Below are 15,115 nucleotides of genomic sequence, written 5' to 3'. Positions count from 1 at the left end.
GACCGGGCTGATCGGCGGCGGAGTGGTCCGGATGGTCCGTCCCGGGCCGGCCGATATGCGAAGGATGGCTCATCCCTGCGTGGGCTTCGTGGTCGATGTGGTCCTGCTGGCCAGTCATGATGCTGTGCGTCTCATCTCGGCGGCTATACCCCTGGAGGGTATCGGTCTGGTTCACACTGTACCCCTCCCGGGTCTGGAGCAGCGGGGCGGCGGCAGCCAGGCCTGTTGTCCGGCTGGTCGCCCGAACCGGTCCGGATGCGGGCAACTAAACTACGTGCCATGACGGATTCGGTTGCCAGGCGGGTGGTCGTGGCCGCGCCCCGGGGCTACTGCGCGGGTGTCGATCGCGCGGTGGTCACCGTCGAGAAGGCGCTTGATCTCTACGGCCCGCCGGTTTACGTCCGCAAGGAGATCGTGCACAACCGGCATGTGGTGGAGAACCTGGAGTCGCGCGGCGCGATCTTCGTCGAGGAGTTGGACGAGGTGCCAGCCGGCGCGACGGTGGTGTTCTCCGCGCACGGCGTGTCACCGGCCGTCCACGCCGAGGCCGCCGCCCGCGGGCTGAAGACCATCGACGCGACCTGCCCGCTGGTGACCAAGGTGCACCACGAGGCCAAGCGCTTCGCCGGCCAGGGAGTGCAGATCCTGCTGATCGGGCACGCCGGCCACGAGGAGGTCGAGGGCACCACCGGTGAGGCGCCGGAGCACATCACGCTGGTGCAGCACCCGGACGATGTCGACGCCGTCGAGGTCGACGATGCGACAAAAGTGGCCTGGTTGAGCCAGACCACCCTGAGTGTGGACGAGACCTGGGAGACGGTCACCCGACTGCGCGAGAAGTTCCCCGAGTTGATCGACCCGCCCAGCGACGACATCTGCTACGCCACCCAGAACCGGCAGTCCGCGGTCAAGCAGATCGCCGCCGGCACCGACCTGGTGATCGTGGTCGGGTCACGCAACTCCTCGAACTCGGTGCGTCTGGTCGAGGTGGCGCTCGAGGCCGGTGCCAAGGCCGCCTACCGGGTGGACAATGCCTCCGAGGTCCGGTCCGAATGGCTGGAGGGGGTCGACAGCGTGGGGGTGACCTCGGGTGCGTCGGTTCCCGATGAACTCGTGCAGGGTGTGCTGACCCTGTTGGAGGAGAGGGGCTTCCCGGCCGCGGTCGAGGAGCGCCTCACCGAGGAGAATCTGGTCTTCGCACTGCCTCCCGAACTCCGCAAGGATCTGCGGGCCGCCTCAGCCTGAGACCAGGAACCGGTAGGACGGGCTGCCGGGATCGATCACCTCGACTCCCATCGGGCTGGCCGCCATCCGGGCAAGCAGTGCGGGCAGCGTGCCCGGATCCCCGAGTTCGATGCCGACCAGCGCTGGTCCGGTCTCCCGGTTGGAACGCTTGACGTACTCGAACAACGTGATGTCGTCGTCGGGGCCCAGCACCTCGTCGAGAAAGCGGCGCAACGCCCCCGGCTCCTGCGGGAAGTTCACCAGGAAGTAGTGCTTGCGTCCCTCGTAGACCAAGGCGCGTTCGACGATCTCGGCGTAGCGTGACACATCGTTGTTACCCCCGGAGACCACGCACACGACCACCTGCCCGGGCTCGGGCTGGAACAGCCCCAGGCTGGCGGTGGCCAGGGCGCCGGCCGGCTCGGCGATGATCCCCTCGGTCTGGTAGAGCCGCAACATCTCGCTGCAGATCCGTCCCTCGGGGACGGTGAGCATCGCCGGGCGGTGCCGGGCCGCGATCGCATAGGTGAGATCGCCGGCCCGGCGGACGGCGGCGCCGTCGGCGAAGGTGTCCAGGGTCGGCAGGTCGCACGGGCGTCCGGCGTCCAGGGCAGTGGCCATGGTGGGGGAGCCTGCCGGTTCCACACCGACGACCCTGGTCGAAGGGCTGCGCTCGGTCAGCCAGGTCAGGCAGCCGGCGAGCATCCCGCCGCCACCGACCGGCAGTACCAGGACGTCAGGGGAGTAGCCGAACTGCTCGTTGATCTCGCGGGCGAGGGTGCCCTGGCCGACGATCGTGCGGGGATCGTCAAAGGCCGGGACGAGGGTCGCTCCGCTGGCGGCGGCTTCTGCTGAGGCGGCGGCCGCCGCCTCGTCGTAGTTGTCGCCGGTCACGACCAGTTCGATCAGCCCGTCGCCGAGAGCGATCATCCGCTCCCGCTTCTGCCGAGGAGTGGTGGACGGGACGTACACCCGGCCCCGGATGCCGAGTTTCGCGCAGGCAAATGCGACCCCCTGGCCGTGGTTGCCCGCGCTGGCGCAGATCACCCCGGCGGCGCGCTCGGCGCCGGGGAGCTGGGCGATCAGGTTGTAGGCGCCGCGGATCTTGTAGGAGCGGACGGGCTGCAGATCCTCCCGCTTGAGCCAGATATAGGCACCGGTCAGGTCGCTGAGCCGCTCGTCGAGTTGCAGTGGCGTCCTGACCGCGACACCGTCGAGCCGGTGCGCTGCCTCGTCGATCGCGCTCGCGTTCACGAGCTGGGTGTCGGCACTCACAGCGTGCATTCTGTCACCGGCCGCACCAAGACGGCCCGGCCCGCATGTCAGGCGGACTCGCGTCCGAGCACGGTCGGGACGGCGGCGGCGTCCTCGATCAGCTCGGGTGCCCCCAGCTGGCGCACCGAGGCATCGCTGGCCCGCACCTCGAGCAGGTCGGAGTCGACCACCTTCAGTTCCCGCAGCCGCCGGGCGGACGGGAACACGCTGTGCTCGATCGAGCCCACCGCCGCGTTGTAGGAAGCGACCGCTCCGGTCAGTGACTTGCCGATCTGGTTGAAGTGCTTGCCCAGCGTTCCGAGCCGGTCGTACAGCTCCCGTCCGAGCCGGAACACCTCGCGCGCGGATTCCGAGACCGCCTCCTGCCGCCAGGCGTAGGCGATCGTCTTCAGCATGGCGATCAGCGAGGTCGGACTGGCGAGCACGATGCCGCGGGCGGCTGCGTACTCGTGCAGGTCAGGCAGCTGGCTGAAAGCCTCGGCGGCCAGCGCCTCACTGGGCAGGAACAGCACCACAAACTCGGGGCTGGCGGTCTCGGCGGTGAAGTAGTCCTTCCGGGAGAGTTGGTCGACGTGGGTCTGCACATGCCGGGCGAAACGCCGCAGATGCTGCGCCTGGGTGGGCTCGTCGCCAGCCTCGCAGGCGTCGAGGAAGGCCGCCAGCGGAACCTTGGAGTCGACGTAGATGCGCTTACCGCCTGCCAGCATCACCATCAGATCGGGACGGACGGTCGCCCCGGAATCGTTGCGCGTGGTCTGCTGCTCGGCGAAATCGCAGTGCTCGAGCATGCCTGCCAGCTCGACCACCCGGCGCAACTGCTGCTCGCCCCAGTTGCCCCGCACCTGGGGCTTGCGCAGCGCGCTCACCAGTGCCGCGGTCTCGGTGCGGAGCTGGTCGCCGGTCTGTTTCACGGCGGTCACCTGGTTGCGCAGGTCGGTAGCGAGCGCCGCCCGCTCCTTCTCGACCTCGCCCAGTTGCTGACGGAAGGCCTCCAGGGTTTCGCGCATCGGTGCCATCAGCGACTCGGTGGCCCGCAGCCGCTGCTCGGCCGACTGTTCGACCTGGGCGGTCTGGCCCTGCAGCAGTTCGGCCGAGAGCGCGCGGAAGTGGGCAAGCTGGTTCTCGCGGTCGGCCACGATCTCGGCTGCCCGTTCCCGTGCCGCGTCGCGTTCGGCGAGCGCGCCCGCGGTACCGGCCTGCGCCCGAGCGAGTTCGGCGCGGGCGACCAGCCAGGCCGCAGCCGCGCCGACGACGATCCCGACCAGCAGGCCGGCGATCAACATCCCGACATCGTCCATGCCAGACATTCTGGCTGAGGCCACTGACAGTAATGCTGACAGCACCGCCGTGCCGGGGTGTGGGTCAGGTTTGTGGGGTGGCGGTGGTCTGGGGGAGGGTCCGGCTTCAGATGGCGGATGACAGGCCGCCGGGGGCAGACTCGTCCTCATGAACCCGTCCCAGCACCTTGCCGATCTCGCAGCCTTCGTCACCGCCTCCCCGTCCTCCTACCACGCCGCCGCCGAGGTTGCCCGGCGGCTGGGCGAGGCGGGGTTCACCGAGCAGCGCGAAGACGAACCCTGGCGGGCGGGTGGTGCGCACTATCTGGTCAGGGACGGCGCGGTGGTCGCCTGGCGGGTGCCCGATGCCGGGCCGTCCGGATTCCATATCGTCGGCGCCCACACCGACTCGCCGGGCTTCAAGCTGAAGCCCGATCCGTCCGCGTACGCCTACGGCTGGTCGCAGGCGGCGATGGAGGTCTACGGCGGCCCGTTGCTGAACTCCTGGCTCGACCGCGAGTTCGGGCTGGCCGGCCGGGTGATCACCCGTGACGGTGCGGTCCGCCTGGTGTCGACCCCGGCCTGGCTGCGGATCCCGCAGATCGCCCCCCATCTGGACCGCAGCGTCAACGATCAACTGCACCTCGACAAGCAGGTTCACCTCAAGCCGGTGTTCGCGCTGGGCGCCGGTGACATCCTGGCCGCGGTCGCCGGGCTGCTCGGCATCCACCGCGACGAGATCGACGGCCACGACCTGTTCTCCGCGGTCACCGAGGCGCCAGCGGTGATCGGGGTGGCGGGGGAGTTCTTCGCCTCGGCCCGGCTGGACAACCTCTCCAGCGTGCACGCCGGACTGGCTGGCCTACTGGCATCCGAGCCCGCCGACCACATCCAGGTGCTGGCCTGCTTCGACCACGAGGAGATCGGCAGCGGCTCGCGCAGCGGTGCCCAGGGCCCGCTGCTGGAAACCGTGCTGCGGCGGATCGCAGGCTCACTCGGCTGGGACGCCGACCGTTACGAGCGGGCGCTGGCCCGCTCCTTCGTGGTGTCGGCGGACGCCGGGCACGCCGTCCACCCGAACTACCCGCAGTTGCACGATCCTGACCACCGTCCCAGCCTGAATGCCGGTCCACTGCTGAAGGTGAACGCCAACCAGCGCTACACCTCCGAGGGGCCCTCGTCGGCGCTGTGGCTGCAGGTCTGCCGGGCCGCCGGGGTGCCCACCCAGCCGTTCGTCTCCAACAACGCGGTGCCCTGCGGCTCGACCATCGGCCCACTGACCGCGACCCGGCTGGGCATCACCTCGGTGGACGTCGGCATCCCGCTGCTCAGCATGCACTCGGCCCGAGAAATGTGCGGGACGGCCGATCCCGGCTACCTGGCCAGGGCGCTCGCTGCGTTCTACAGCGGTACCGAGGGGTAGGGCCTCTGGGGTCTGTCGCAATTCCGCACGTCGATTCCACCGCGGGGCGGTTTTTGGCGCCCGAACTGTATCGAGGTGCAGAATCGCGACACGGCGATCAACCCACGACGGTGGCGGTCAGTGGCAGTGGTGCGAACAGGTGCGGGTAGCCGTCCTCCACCAGGATCGGCAGGTCGGGGTCGGGGTCGATCCGCAACAGCGTCAGGTCGGCATTCGGCAGGTCGGCGTAGAACCGCTCGCGGGTGCCGTCCAGTTGGTGCGCGAACGAGCAGTGGACGAAGCCCTCGGCGAGGTAGCCGGTCTCGCGGCTTGACCAGGGGTACTCGCCCTCGGCGAGGGCGGACTCCCAGCGGGACCGTAGCGCCCAGTGATAGACCGGCTGGTTGACCGTCGCTCGTTCGCCGAGCAGCCCGAGGTCGACCAGGTCGGCACGCAGTTGCTCGGCAGAGGTGAAGTGCAGCCCGGTGAGCCCGACCTCGGCAGCGGCGGCGACATTGCGTGCGGAGTCGTCGATGAACACCGCCTGCTCCGGGGCGGCGCCCAGGCGTTCGCAGGCCAGCCGGAAGATCGCGGGATCGGGCTTTATCACACCCTCCTCACCGGAGACCACGATGTCGGCGCAGCGTCCCAGAACACCGAAGCGTTCGCGGGTGAGCGCGAAGCTGTCGGCCGCCCAGTTCGTGAGGGCACCGACGGTGATGCCTCGCCCGAGCAGTTCGGCGAGGACGGCCGGCGTCCCGGGGACCATCCGGGTCACCGTGTGCAGGAAGTTCTGCCGGTAGGCACGGATGCCCACCTCGTCGCCGGGGAACCTCCGGACGAGATCGTCCTCGGCGTCGATGATGCTGGCGCGGGCGTCGTTGCCGTGGTTCCAGTCGGCGAAACCGATCCGCGCCATGAAGGCCGGTACCTGCTCGGCCGGCATCACCTGTTCGAAGGCTCGCTCCGGCTCCCATTCGATGAGCACGCCGCCGATGTCGAAGATCACTGTGTCCATCGGCCAAGCATGGCCGGGATCGGTGCCAGACGCGAGCGTACGGGCCGATAGGCTAGGCCGACGTGGCTCTCACCATCGGAATCGTCGGCCTGCCGAACGCGGGCAAGTCCACTCTGTTCAACGCGCTGACCCGCAACAACGTGCTTGCGGCGAATTACCCGTTCGCCACCATTGAGCCGAATGTCGGCGTGGTTGGCGTCCCCGATCCGCGGCTGGCGGTACTGGCGGAGATGTTCTCCTCCGAGCGGATCGTCCCGGCAACCGTCAGCTTCGTCGACATCGCCGGCATCGTGAAGGGCGCCTCCGCGGGGGAGGGGATGGGCAACGCCTTCCTGGCCAACATCCGCGAGGCGGACGCGATCTGCCAGGTCACCCGGGTGTTCCGCGACCCCGACGTCACCCATGTCGACGGCGATGTCAACCCCGGCAACGACATCGAGACGATCCGCACCGAGTTGATCCTGGCCGACCTGCAGACCATCGAGAAGGCGCTGCCCCGGCTGGAGAAGGAGGCCCGGCTGCGCAAGGAGCGCCAGCCGGTTCTCGCTGCCGTTCAGCAGGCGCAGCAGGTGCTGAACTCCGGCCAGGGCGTCCATGCCGCCGGGCTCGACCTGGAACCGCTGAAGGAGCTCTTCCTGCTCACCGCCAAGCCGTACCTGTACGTCTTCAACTGTGACTCCGACGAACTGACCGACGAGGCGCTGATCGCCGGCATGCGAGACCTGGTCGCCCCGGCCGAGGCGATCTTCCTGGACGCCAAGATCGAATCCGAACTGATTGAGATGGAGCCCGACGAGGCCCGTGAGTTCCTGGTCGAGATGGGCATTCCCGAGCCCGGCCTGGACACCCTGGCCCGGGTGGGCTACGACACCCTCGGACTGCAGAGCTACCTGACCGCTGGCCCGAAGGAGTCCCGCGGCTGGACGATTCACCAGGGCTGGACGGCACCACAGGCCGCCGGGGTGATCCACACCGACTTCCAGAAGGGCTTCATCAAAGCCGAGATTGTCAGCTACCACGACCTGATCGAGGCCGGTTCGATGGCCGCCGCCCGGGCTGCCGGCAAGGTTCGGATGGAGGGCAAGGACTACGTCATGCAGGACGGCGACGTGGTGGAGTTCCGGTTCAATGTGTGAGGGCAGTCCGCGGCTGTTGGCAGGCTGATTGAACCCCGCCCGTCCTCGTTGCGCTGGGTGCCGGCAATGAGCGTCGGGGAAGGAGGGCGTGACGGTGACTGAGGACGATGTCGAGGACCTTGTTCGAGGTGACGAGTGGATGATGCGCGTTCTGGCTGCGGCCGAACAGCTCGGCCTTCCGGATTGGTGGATTGGTGCCGGCTTCTTGCGAAATGCGGTCTGGGATCATCTCTCGGGTCTGAAACCTCGGCACGACTCCGACGTCGATCTGGTGTACTTCGATGCGCTGAACAGGTCGGCTCAGCGGGACTGGGACCTGGAGGACGGTGCCAACGACCGCTTTCCCTTCGCGAACTGGGAAGTCAGGAACCAGGCTCGGATGCACGAACTCGATGGTTTCAACCCCTACAGCTCAACGAGTGACGGAATCGCGCACTGGGTGGAGACCGCGACCTGTGTCGGAGTTCGATCGGTGGAGGGTGCCTTGCAGTTCCTCTACTGCTGCGGTGCCGGTGATCTGCTGGAACTGGTGGCGCGACCTACTCCACCGTTTCGGGAGGCATCGAGGATCGAGGTGTTCCGAGAGCGGATCGCAAGGAAACGGTGGACCGCGAGGTGGCCGCGTCTCCGGGTGGAGGAGGGCGGACCTGGCTCGTAGGCGGTTGGACCACCCCCTGCCTGGTCGATGGCGCGCAGGGTGAGCAGGTCATCGATCGACTCATGCCGGCATGAGGCTGCCGAGGTTTGGTCGTGAGCGCAGCGATGACGTCCCTGCGGTTGCGGCGGGGTGCGACACCGGAGGTTGACTTCGAGCGCGCTCCAACTCCTAGCCTGCTGGGTATGGCACAGGACAAACCAGGCCTCACCGTTGCGCAGATGGCCGCCGCGACCGGGGTCACCGCGCACACGCTGCGTTACTACGAGCGGGCCGGGCTGATCCGTCCGGTGGCCCGGAACGCGGGCAACCAGCGCCGCTACTCGGCCGCGGACCTGGCGTGGGTCAGCTTCCTGCTGCGGCTGCGCGCGACCGGCATGCCGATCGCGCGGATGCGCGAGTACGCCGCGCTGCGCGAGCAGGGTCCGGTCACCACCGGGCCTCGCCTGCGGATGCTCGAAGCGCACCAGGTGGTGCTGCGTGAGCAGATCGCCCGGCTCCGCGCCCACGACCGGGCGCTCACCGCCAAGATCAGCTCCTACCGAGACGACCTCGCGGCGATCCAGGCCCAACAACCGAACAGGACGGACCATGACTGAAACCACCGAACGACAGCAGCGCTTCGACCACGGCAGGACGGTGTTGGACGCGATCGACGGCCAGGCCGGCCGCAATGTGATCGACGCCCTCGGCGACATCTCCCCGGAGCTCGCGCACCAGACCGTGGCCTGGGCCTTCGGCGAGATCTACGCCCGTCCCGGCCTGGAGCCCCGCGACCGGCAACTGGTCACCCTCGGTATGCTCACCGCGCTCGGCGGCTGCGAACCGCAACTCGATGTCCACATCAACGCCGCGCTCAACGTCGGGCTCACCCCGGCGCAGATCGTCGAGGCGCTGCTGCACGCCGCCGTCTACTGCGGCTTCCCACGTGCCCTGAATGCGACCTTCGTCGCGAAGAAGGTGTTCGCCGAGCGCGGCCTGCTGCCGGTCGACCAGGCAGCGTCGTCAGCGGTCCCGCGCACGTCGGCTTCGGGCGCGGGCGAGCCCGGAGTTCGCCCAGCGCATCGAGGTTGACCGCCGCGCAGGTCGCCGAGGCCGGAGCCCATGACGGCGAGGGTGCGCCAGGCTCGAACAGCCGAAGCCGGGGTTGCGGGCTTGCTGAGTGAGTGGGATGCGCGTGTACTAGAGCGATGTGGCCAACCGTGATGCCGCAACTCCGGCGCGACCCGGTTGTCCTTCGCGCCTTCGGGGACGGCGATGCCGACCTGGTCTGTTCGGTCGCGGCAGACCCGCTGATCCCGCTCATCACGACGGTGCCGAACAGCGGTACGCGAGCGGACGCGGTCGCCTATATCGCGCGCCAGCACGATCGGCTGGCGACCGGTGTGGGCTACTCCTTCGCCGTGGCGGAAGCAGCCACCGATCAGGCCGTTGGCCAGATCGGGCTGTGGCTGCGCAATCTCGATCAGGGAAGGGTCAGCACGGGCTACTGGATCGCTCAGCAATTCCGGGGGAAGGGCTATGCCACTGCGGCATTGCGGCTGCTGTCGGCCTGGGCGCTCTCGTTCGACGACGTGGCGCGCATCGAACTCTCCGTGGAGCCGTGGAACCGGGGCTCCTGGCGTACTGCCGAGAGCTGCGGTTACCAGCGGGAAGGCCTGTTGCGGTCCTGGCAGGCGGTTGGCGACCAGCGCAAGGACATGTACATGTACAGCCTGACGCGATCCACGCCGGGGGAGGCCGATGCTGTCAACGACGCCAGGGGCGCCGATCCCGAGGGGCAGCCGCCCTGTGACCCTTCGCCGGATTGCGTACCCATGACGATCAGCGATGACTGAGGTGGGTGACCTCCGGCTGGACCTGCTGACGCTCGACGACGTCGCCGCCGTCCACCGGATCTACAGCGATCCCCGGGTCTGGACGCATCTTCCGTCCGGGCGGCACGCCGAGATCGGCGTCACCGAGCAGATGATCCGCGCCCGGATCGCGGGCTGGGAGCGGGACGAGTTGTCCACCTGGATCGTCCGCGATCGCGGCACTGGCGAGGTGCTGGGCTGCGGTGGCTGCGAGGTGCGTGGCGGTGCCTTCTGGAACCTCGGCTACCGGTTGGCGTACGAAGCGCATGGCCGCGGGATCGCCACCTGGCTGGCCGGGCAGGCCATCGAGCAGGCACACCTGGTCCGACCGGACCTGCTCGTGATCGCCTACCTCCTGGAGCACAACCTGGCCTCGGCGCGGGTGGCGGAGAAGGTGGGGCTGGCGCTGCGGCATCGCGGCCCGGACGCGGGCAACCCCGACCCGACCGCGATCCGGCTGGTGTACGCCGACCGTCCGCTCAGCGACCGGGAACTGCAGGCAGCCCTGGCCTGAGCGCATTCAGTGTCGACGCCCTGGCTACGAGGTTTGGGGCGTGTGCTGCCAGCGCTGCCGGTCAGTCCTGCGGTGGCACGCCAGGCCGCTCGGCTGCACGTCCCCGCTCCCCGGCCGGTTCAGGACGCTTCCATCGCCGCCACCGCCATGGTTCATGGACTGACCCTCGCCACCCGTAGTGTGGCGGACCTAGCCGCCATGGGGGTGCCGCTCATCCATCCGTGGGGTGGCGGGGAATCGAGCTCCGGAAGGGCTGGCGGCAGGTCGCGCGATCTGCCGCCGATAGCGTTGGCTGAATGCAGGTGTACCGGGGCGACTTCGAGCGGACGGCGACTCACTGGTGGTGGCGGACGGGCTGGAATCCGGAGACTCGCTACCTCACCTTCCACCTCACCTTCGGTGCTGAGTTGGCGGTGGCGGAGGCCGCGCAGCGCTACGTGGGCGTCCTTGGTGCGCTGGGGAACGTGGGTCCGGTGCCCCAGGCCTGGCTGCACCTGACCATGACCGGGGTCGGCTTCGCCGCGGAGGTCCCGCCGGAGGCCGTGGAGTCGCTGTCCGAACGGATCCTCGTCGACGCCGCGAGCCGGGCGGACGGCAGCCCGCCGCTGGTCTTCGACACCTTCTTCCTCGGACGGGAGGGGGTCAGCCTCACCGGGCCGGCGCCGGACTGGCTGACCGCGCTCAAGGATGAGCAGGTGCAGGCAGTCGACGAACTGCTCACCCCCGGTGACTGGGCCGCGTTCCACCCACACGTCTCACTGGCCTACTTCGCTGGCGAGGTCGACGAGGCTGCACTGCTGGCTGGGGTGGCCGAAGCGGGGCTGGCTGATGTGGTGGTCACCCGTCCGACATTGTCGCTGCTCGAACTGCGCCGCGAGGGCCACCTCTACACCTGGCGAGTCCTCGGCGAGCGCATCCTCGAACTCAGCGCAGGTCAACTGCTGGCGTAAGGCGCTATCATGGGTGATAGCAGAGGGAGGGGTGGCTGATGGCATCCATCGTGGTCCGCGGGCTCGACGAATCGGTGAAGGCGCAGTTGGTGGCGCAGGCCGCCCAGAACGGCAGGTCGATGGAGGCGGAGGCCCGCGAGATTCTGACCAGGGCCACCCGCCGGCCCCATATCGGCCTGGCCCTGCTGGACGCGGCGCGCGAGTTCGGCGGGATTGACGGCCTTCCCATTCCCGAGCGAACCGACCCCGCGCGGTCGGTGGACTTCGGATGATCGTCCTCGACACCAACGTGGTCTCGGAGATCCTCAAGCCGGAGCCCGATCCGCGAGTCGTCGCGTGGCTGAAGGAACTCACCGACGACGTGTCCATCACGGCGATCACGCTCGCCGAGCTGTTGGCCGGGTTGCGGCGGCTGCCGGACGGCCGGCGTAAGGCGGAACTGAGCGCAGGGGTCGACCGGGCACTACGGCCTTATCGCGACAGCCGGGCGATCCTGGCGTTCGACGACGACGCAGCGAATCACTATGCCGACGTCCTCATCCTGCGGGAAAAGGCGGGGCGGCCGATCAGCATGGCGGACGCCCAGATCGCCGCGATCTGCCGGGTCCACCACGCTGTCTGCGCGACCCGGAACATGAGGGACTTCCAGCACACCGGAGTCGTCGTGGTGAATCCCTGGACAACTCGAGGAGAGTCATGACCCACGCCCCTGTCCGGGAGCCTCATCACGTCGGCCTCCGAGGCCAGCTCGTCTGCCGGAGTTCAGCGGAGGCCGAGGTCGTCCGACGTCAGCTGCCCCAGCATCGCGCGTTGACCCGCGCCGAACCCGGCTGCCTCGCCTTCGAGGTTCGAGCCACCGATGATCCGCTGGTCTGGCAGGTCGACGAGCGGTTCGTCGATGCCACGGCGTTTGCCGCCCACCAGGCCCGGGTCGCCGCCAGCGAGTGGGGGCGGGCGACGGCCGGGATCGAACGGAGGTACGTCGTCGAGGGTCTGGAGGACGGCGAGCAGGAACGCGTTCGCCTCAGCTTGCTGCAGGCCTATGACGAACAACTGCGCACCGAGGCCGAGATGGCCAATGCGCTCGCGGTGCGGCGGCTGGGCCCGCTGTGGCTGGCGACCTACGCCGGCGGCGAGGGGTTCATCAGCTATCGCGATCTTGCCGGGATGGGCCAGGCCGGGGTGGGCGGCCTGGTGGCGCAGGCGCTCGCCCTGTTCGAACCCGACGAGTCGATCGCCACCATCGAGTGGAAGACCCGCGGCCACGATGTCGCGCCGGGTCTGCCCGAGGCGCTGATCGCCCACGGCTTCCAGCCTGAGGAGACCGAGTCGATCATGCTCGGTGAGGCCACCGCGCTGGCGGTGGAGGTGCCGCTGCCCGAGGGCGTCGTCGTCCGGCAGATCCACGACGAGACGGACATCCGTGCGATGAGCGCTCTGCAGGACTGGGTCTTCCGCGACGAGGTCTCCGGCGAGCGGGCGGACGCGCTGGTGCGACGCCACGCGGTCGACGACCAGTTGGAACTGTGGGTCGCAGAGGTGGGCGGCGAGATGGTCAGCGCCGGTCGGCTGGAATTCGTGCCGGGGACGCAGTTCGCCGGGCTGTGGGGCGGCTGCACGCGTGAGGAATGGCGGGGCAAGGGCATCTACCGGGCGTTGACCGCCGCCCGGGCGCGCTCGGCGCTGGCTCAGGGCAGGACCCTGCTGCACAGCGACTCCACGGAGTTCTCCCGTCCGATCCTGGAACGCTCCGGGCTGATCAGGGCCTCCACCACCACGCCCTACCTCTGGCGCCGCAGCTGACCTCGGCAGATGCCGGGCCCGAAACGGCTCAGCCGGCCACGGGATCGGTTGCCTCCGCCAGCAGTCGCTGGGCGAGCAGCCGAAGGGTGGCCCGTTCGTCCTCGGTGAGCCGGGTCAGCACGGTCGCCTCGCGGCTGATCGACTCCGCCAGCCGTGCGCGGACCTTGGCGCCCCGGGCGGTGGCCCGCAGAAGCTTGACCCGGCGGTCGAGGCCGACAGTGCGCTCGACCAGGCCGGCGCGCTCCAGTTCGTCGGCGACGCCGGTGACATAGGACGGGTCGACGCCGAGTTCGCGGGCCACTCCGCGCATCGGGACGGGCTCGGCCAGCAACAGCAGCACGCGCGCCATCGGCGGCGTCACGCCGTGCCTGGCTGCCAGGGCTCCGAAGTCGTTCCGTGCCCGCTCCATGGCCTGGAACAGCAGCATCGACAGGGTGCGCGCCTCGGTGACGCGATGCTCCAGGTCGTTCATGGACGACAGGTTACTGGACCAACTCAATGATTGACTATCTCAACAATTTGTCTTACGGTCGAAATACTTGACCCACTCAAGCATTGGAGGAGCAATGAGCACCGACACCACCCCCACCCGTCCGGTGGCCCTCGCCGTCCCGATCGCCGCCGTGGCGGCGGTCCTGGTCAATATCGTCGTTCTCCTGATCGGCCAGGCGGCCGGGGCGAGCCTGGTCGCCGGCGGTCAGCCGGTCGGCTTCGTCCAGGTGATCGTCGCGACCCTGGCAGCCTTCGCGGTCGGCGCCCTCGTGCTCTGGCTGGTCGCCCGGCGCCATGCCGAGCGGGCGCGCGTCCTGGCCTGGGTCGGTCTGGTGGCGGCCGTCCTCTCCACGGCTGCACCACTGACCATGGCAGCCGAACTCACCACCGGCATCACCCTGGCCGTGATGCACGTCGCCACCGGCGTCGCCTGGTTCATCGCTGCCGGCCGCCGGGGCTGACCCGGAGCAGGCTGCCCCGCCTGGGGTGCCGGTCGACACGATGTCTTGCTGACCGGTTTCGCCGGGAGTGGTTGCCGCGGGCTGTCGGCAAGCGGCACTGACGGGCCCGGTCCCGCCGCGCCGCCCCCGGCTCAACGCCCGAGCGCACGACGTCCGGCAGGGGTCATCCGGCTCTCGGACTCCAGCCGGTCGGCGATCGCGAGGTTGCGGGCCGAGGCAGTGCCGCGGGTGCGGCGTGGGGTGAACTTCTGCAGGTAGGACGTGCGGTCGTTCGCCCGTCGCGTGCTCTCGCTCCAGCCGAAGGCGATCCCGGCCTCCAGCAGGTCGTGGAAGCCGATCGAGGGCCTCGGGCTGCCGGTCTTCTCCAGCACCACCCACAGCCCCGGGTGGGAGTCGTGGTGGATTGCCAGCCAGTCCCACAGCTCCGCCACCGTCTCGAAGGAACGCTGCGGTAACTCGTCGGTCATCCTCGAACGGTAGCCGCTCGCTTGCCTGGTCGTAACGCAGTGGCAGGCTCCGGGTAACGTGCCCGCAATGACTGCCGGTCACGATGGTGATGAGGGGGTTTTCATGATGACGACCAAGAACCGACGCCAGATTGCGCTGGTGGCCCATGACAACATGAAGACGGAGTTGCTGCGCTGGGCCGGGTACAACCGCGACACACTGGCCGAACACGATCTCTACGCGACCGGAACGACCGGGACGATGCTGGAGTACGAACTGGGCCTGCCCGTCCACCGCTTCCTCTCCGGCCCGGTGGGCGGCGACCAGCAGATTGGCGCCCGGATCGCCGAAGGCGCCCTGGACCTGCTGATCTTCTTCTGGGATCCGCTGGAGGCCCAGCCCCATGACCCGGACGTGAAGGCGCTGCTGCGGATCGGTGCGGTCTGGAACATTCCGATGGCCTGCAATGTGGCCAGCGCGGACATGATCATCTCGTCCCCGCTGCTGTCCAACGGCTACCTGCACCGCCGGCCCGACCTCACCCCGCGGGGATGGGACCACACCGCCGCGGCACCGGGCAGGGACGCAGCCGCATAGGAATGCCA

19 protein-coding genes are annotated in these 15,115 nt (G+C 69.0%); 14 read left to right on the top strand and 5 right to left on the bottom strand.

What is annotated here, in order from left to right; genetic code table 11:
* Positions 1–279: 279 nt before the first annotated feature.
* Positions 280–1,245 (top strand): 4-hydroxy-3-methylbut-2-enyl diphosphate reductase, encoded by a 966-nt coding sequence (locus tag VB080_RS03825; protein WP_323417099.1) that lies wholly within the window; start codon positions 280–282, stop codon positions 1,243–1,245.
* On the opposite strand, the gene ilvA is transcribed toward VB080_RS03825, so the two are convergent.
* Together ilvA and rmuC are read right to left on the bottom strand one after the other, a co-directional pair.
* Complete coding sequence (ilvA, locus tag VB080_RS03820) at positions 1,237–2,499, bottom strand: threonine ammonia-lyase IlvA (protein WP_323417098.1); 1,263 nt, start codon at positions 2,497–2,499, stop codon at positions 1,237–1,239. The two genes, VB080_RS03825 and ilvA, sit on opposite strands and share 9 nt — an antisense overlap.
* A gap of 47 nt (positions 2,500–2,546) precedes the next feature.
* Complete coding sequence (gene rmuC / locus VB080_RS03815; protein ID WP_323417097.1) at positions 2,547–3,797, bottom strand: DNA recombination protein RmuC; 1,251 nt, start codon at positions 3,795–3,797, stop codon at positions 2,547–2,549.
* Between the two features lie 148 nt (positions 3,798–3,945).
* Here rmuC and VB080_RS03810 point away from each other — a divergent pair, with 148 nt between their 5' ends.
* Positions 3,946–5,199 (top strand): M18 family aminopeptidase, encoded by a 1,254-nt coding sequence (locus VB080_RS03810; protein WP_323417096.1) that lies wholly within the window; start codon positions 3,946–3,948, stop codon positions 5,197–5,199.
* A 97-nt stretch (positions 5,200–5,296) separates the two neighbouring features.
* Here VB080_RS03810 and VB080_RS03805 read toward each other — a convergent pair whose 3' ends face one another.
* Entirely contained in the window at positions 5,297–6,196 is a 900-nt protein-coding gene (locus tag VB080_RS03805) for an HAD-IA family hydrolase (RefSeq protein ID WP_323417095.1), read from the bottom strand.
* 62 nt (positions 6,197–6,258) lie between these two features.
* On the opposite strand from VB080_RS03805, the gene ychF reads away from it, so the two are divergent.
* The 10 genes from ychF to VB080_RS03755 all read left to right on the top strand — a co-directional run bounded on the left by ychF (position 6,259) and on the right by VB080_RS03755 (position 13,110).
* Complete coding sequence (gene ychF / locus VB080_RS03800; RefSeq protein ID WP_323417094.1) at positions 6,259–7,332, top strand: redox-regulated ATPase YchF; 1,074 nt, start codon at positions 6,259–6,261, stop codon at positions 7,330–7,332.
* A gap of 88 nt (positions 7,333–7,420) precedes the next feature.
* Entirely contained in the window at positions 7,421–7,990 is a 570-nt protein-coding gene (locus VB080_RS03795; RefSeq protein ID WP_323417093.1) for a nucleotidyltransferase family protein, read from the top strand.
* A 182-nt stretch (positions 7,991–8,172) separates the two neighbouring features.
* A complete protein-coding gene (locus VB080_RS03790) occupies positions 8,173–8,586 on the top strand; it encodes a MerR family transcriptional regulator (RefSeq protein ID WP_323417092.1) in 414 nt (137 codons plus the stop codon).
* A complete protein-coding gene (locus VB080_RS03785) occupies positions 8,579–9,061 on the top strand; it encodes a carboxymuconolactone decarboxylase family protein (RefSeq protein WP_323417091.1) in 483 nt (160 codons plus the stop codon). The genes VB080_RS03790 and VB080_RS03785 overlap by 8 nt, the downstream gene beginning before the upstream one ends.
* A gap of 116 nt (positions 9,062–9,177) precedes the next feature.
* Positions 9,178–9,825 (top strand): GNAT family protein, encoded by a 648-nt coding sequence (locus tag VB080_RS03780; protein WP_323417090.1) that lies wholly within the window; start codon positions 9,178–9,180, stop codon positions 9,823–9,825.
* A complete protein-coding gene (locus tag VB080_RS03775; protein WP_323417089.1) occupies positions 9,818–10,357 on the top strand; it encodes a GNAT family N-acetyltransferase in 540 nt (179 codons plus the stop codon). The genes VB080_RS03780 and VB080_RS03775 overlap by 8 nt, the downstream gene beginning before the upstream one ends.
* A 296-nt stretch (positions 10,358–10,653) precedes the next feature.
* On the top strand, positions 10,654–11,307 hold the full coding sequence (locus VB080_RS03770) for a 2'-5' RNA ligase family protein (RefSeq protein ID WP_323417088.1): 654 nt from the start codon (positions 10,654–10,656) through the stop codon (positions 11,305–11,307).
* 38 nt (positions 11,308–11,345) lie between these two features.
* Complete coding sequence (locus VB080_RS03765; protein WP_323417087.1) at positions 11,346–11,579, top strand: FitA-like ribbon-helix-helix domain-containing protein; 234 nt, start codon at positions 11,346–11,348, stop codon at positions 11,577–11,579.
* A complete protein-coding gene (locus VB080_RS03760) occupies positions 11,576–12,007 on the top strand; it encodes a type II toxin-antitoxin system VapC family toxin (protein ID WP_323417086.1) in 432 nt (143 codons plus the stop codon). The genes VB080_RS03765 and VB080_RS03760 overlap by 4 nt, the downstream gene beginning before the upstream one ends.
* Positions 12,004–13,110, top strand: a complete 1,107-nt coding sequence (locus VB080_RS03755) for a GNAT family N-acetyltransferase (RefSeq protein ID WP_323417085.1) — start codon at positions 12,004–12,006, stop codon at positions 13,108–13,110. Before VB080_RS03760 ends, VB080_RS03755 begins: the two co-directional genes overlap by 4 nt.
* Before the next feature lie 28 nt (positions 13,111–13,138).
* On the opposite strand, the gene VB080_RS03750 is transcribed toward VB080_RS03755, so the two are convergent.
* Positions 13,139–13,582, bottom strand: coding sequence for a MarR family winged helix-turn-helix transcriptional regulator (locus tag VB080_RS03750; protein WP_323417084.1), 444 nt, complete (start codon positions 13,580–13,582; stop codon positions 13,139–13,141).
* A gap of 94 nt (positions 13,583–13,676) precedes the next feature.
* On the opposite strand from VB080_RS03750, the gene VB080_RS03745 reads away from it, so the two are divergent.
* Entirely contained in the window at positions 13,677–14,063 is a 387-nt protein-coding gene (locus VB080_RS03745) for a DUF6069 family protein (RefSeq protein WP_323417083.1), read from the top strand.
* A 131-nt stretch (positions 14,064–14,194) separates the two neighbouring features.
* On the opposite strand, the gene VB080_RS03740 is transcribed toward VB080_RS03745, so the two are convergent.
* Entirely contained in the window at positions 14,195–14,530 is a 336-nt protein-coding gene (locus VB080_RS03740) for a hypothetical protein (RefSeq protein ID WP_323417082.1), read from the bottom strand.
* Positions 14,531–14,636: 106 nt separating this feature from the next.
* Between VB080_RS03740 and VB080_RS03735 the strand changes: the two genes are divergently transcribed.
* Positions 14,637–15,107, top strand: coding sequence for a methylglyoxal synthase (locus tag VB080_RS03735; protein WP_323417081.1), 471 nt, complete (start codon positions 14,637–14,639; stop codon positions 15,105–15,107).
* Positions 15,108–15,115 lie beyond the last annotated feature (8 nt).

Source organism: Propionicimonas sp., from assembly GCF_034927565.1.
In the GTDB taxonomy this organism is placed as follows: Bacteria; Actinomycetota; Actinomycetes; order Propionibacteriales; family Propionibacteriaceae; genus Propionicimonas.
Note: the sequence above shows the minus strand (reverse complement) of the source record. Positions and strands in the feature narration are given on the sequence as shown.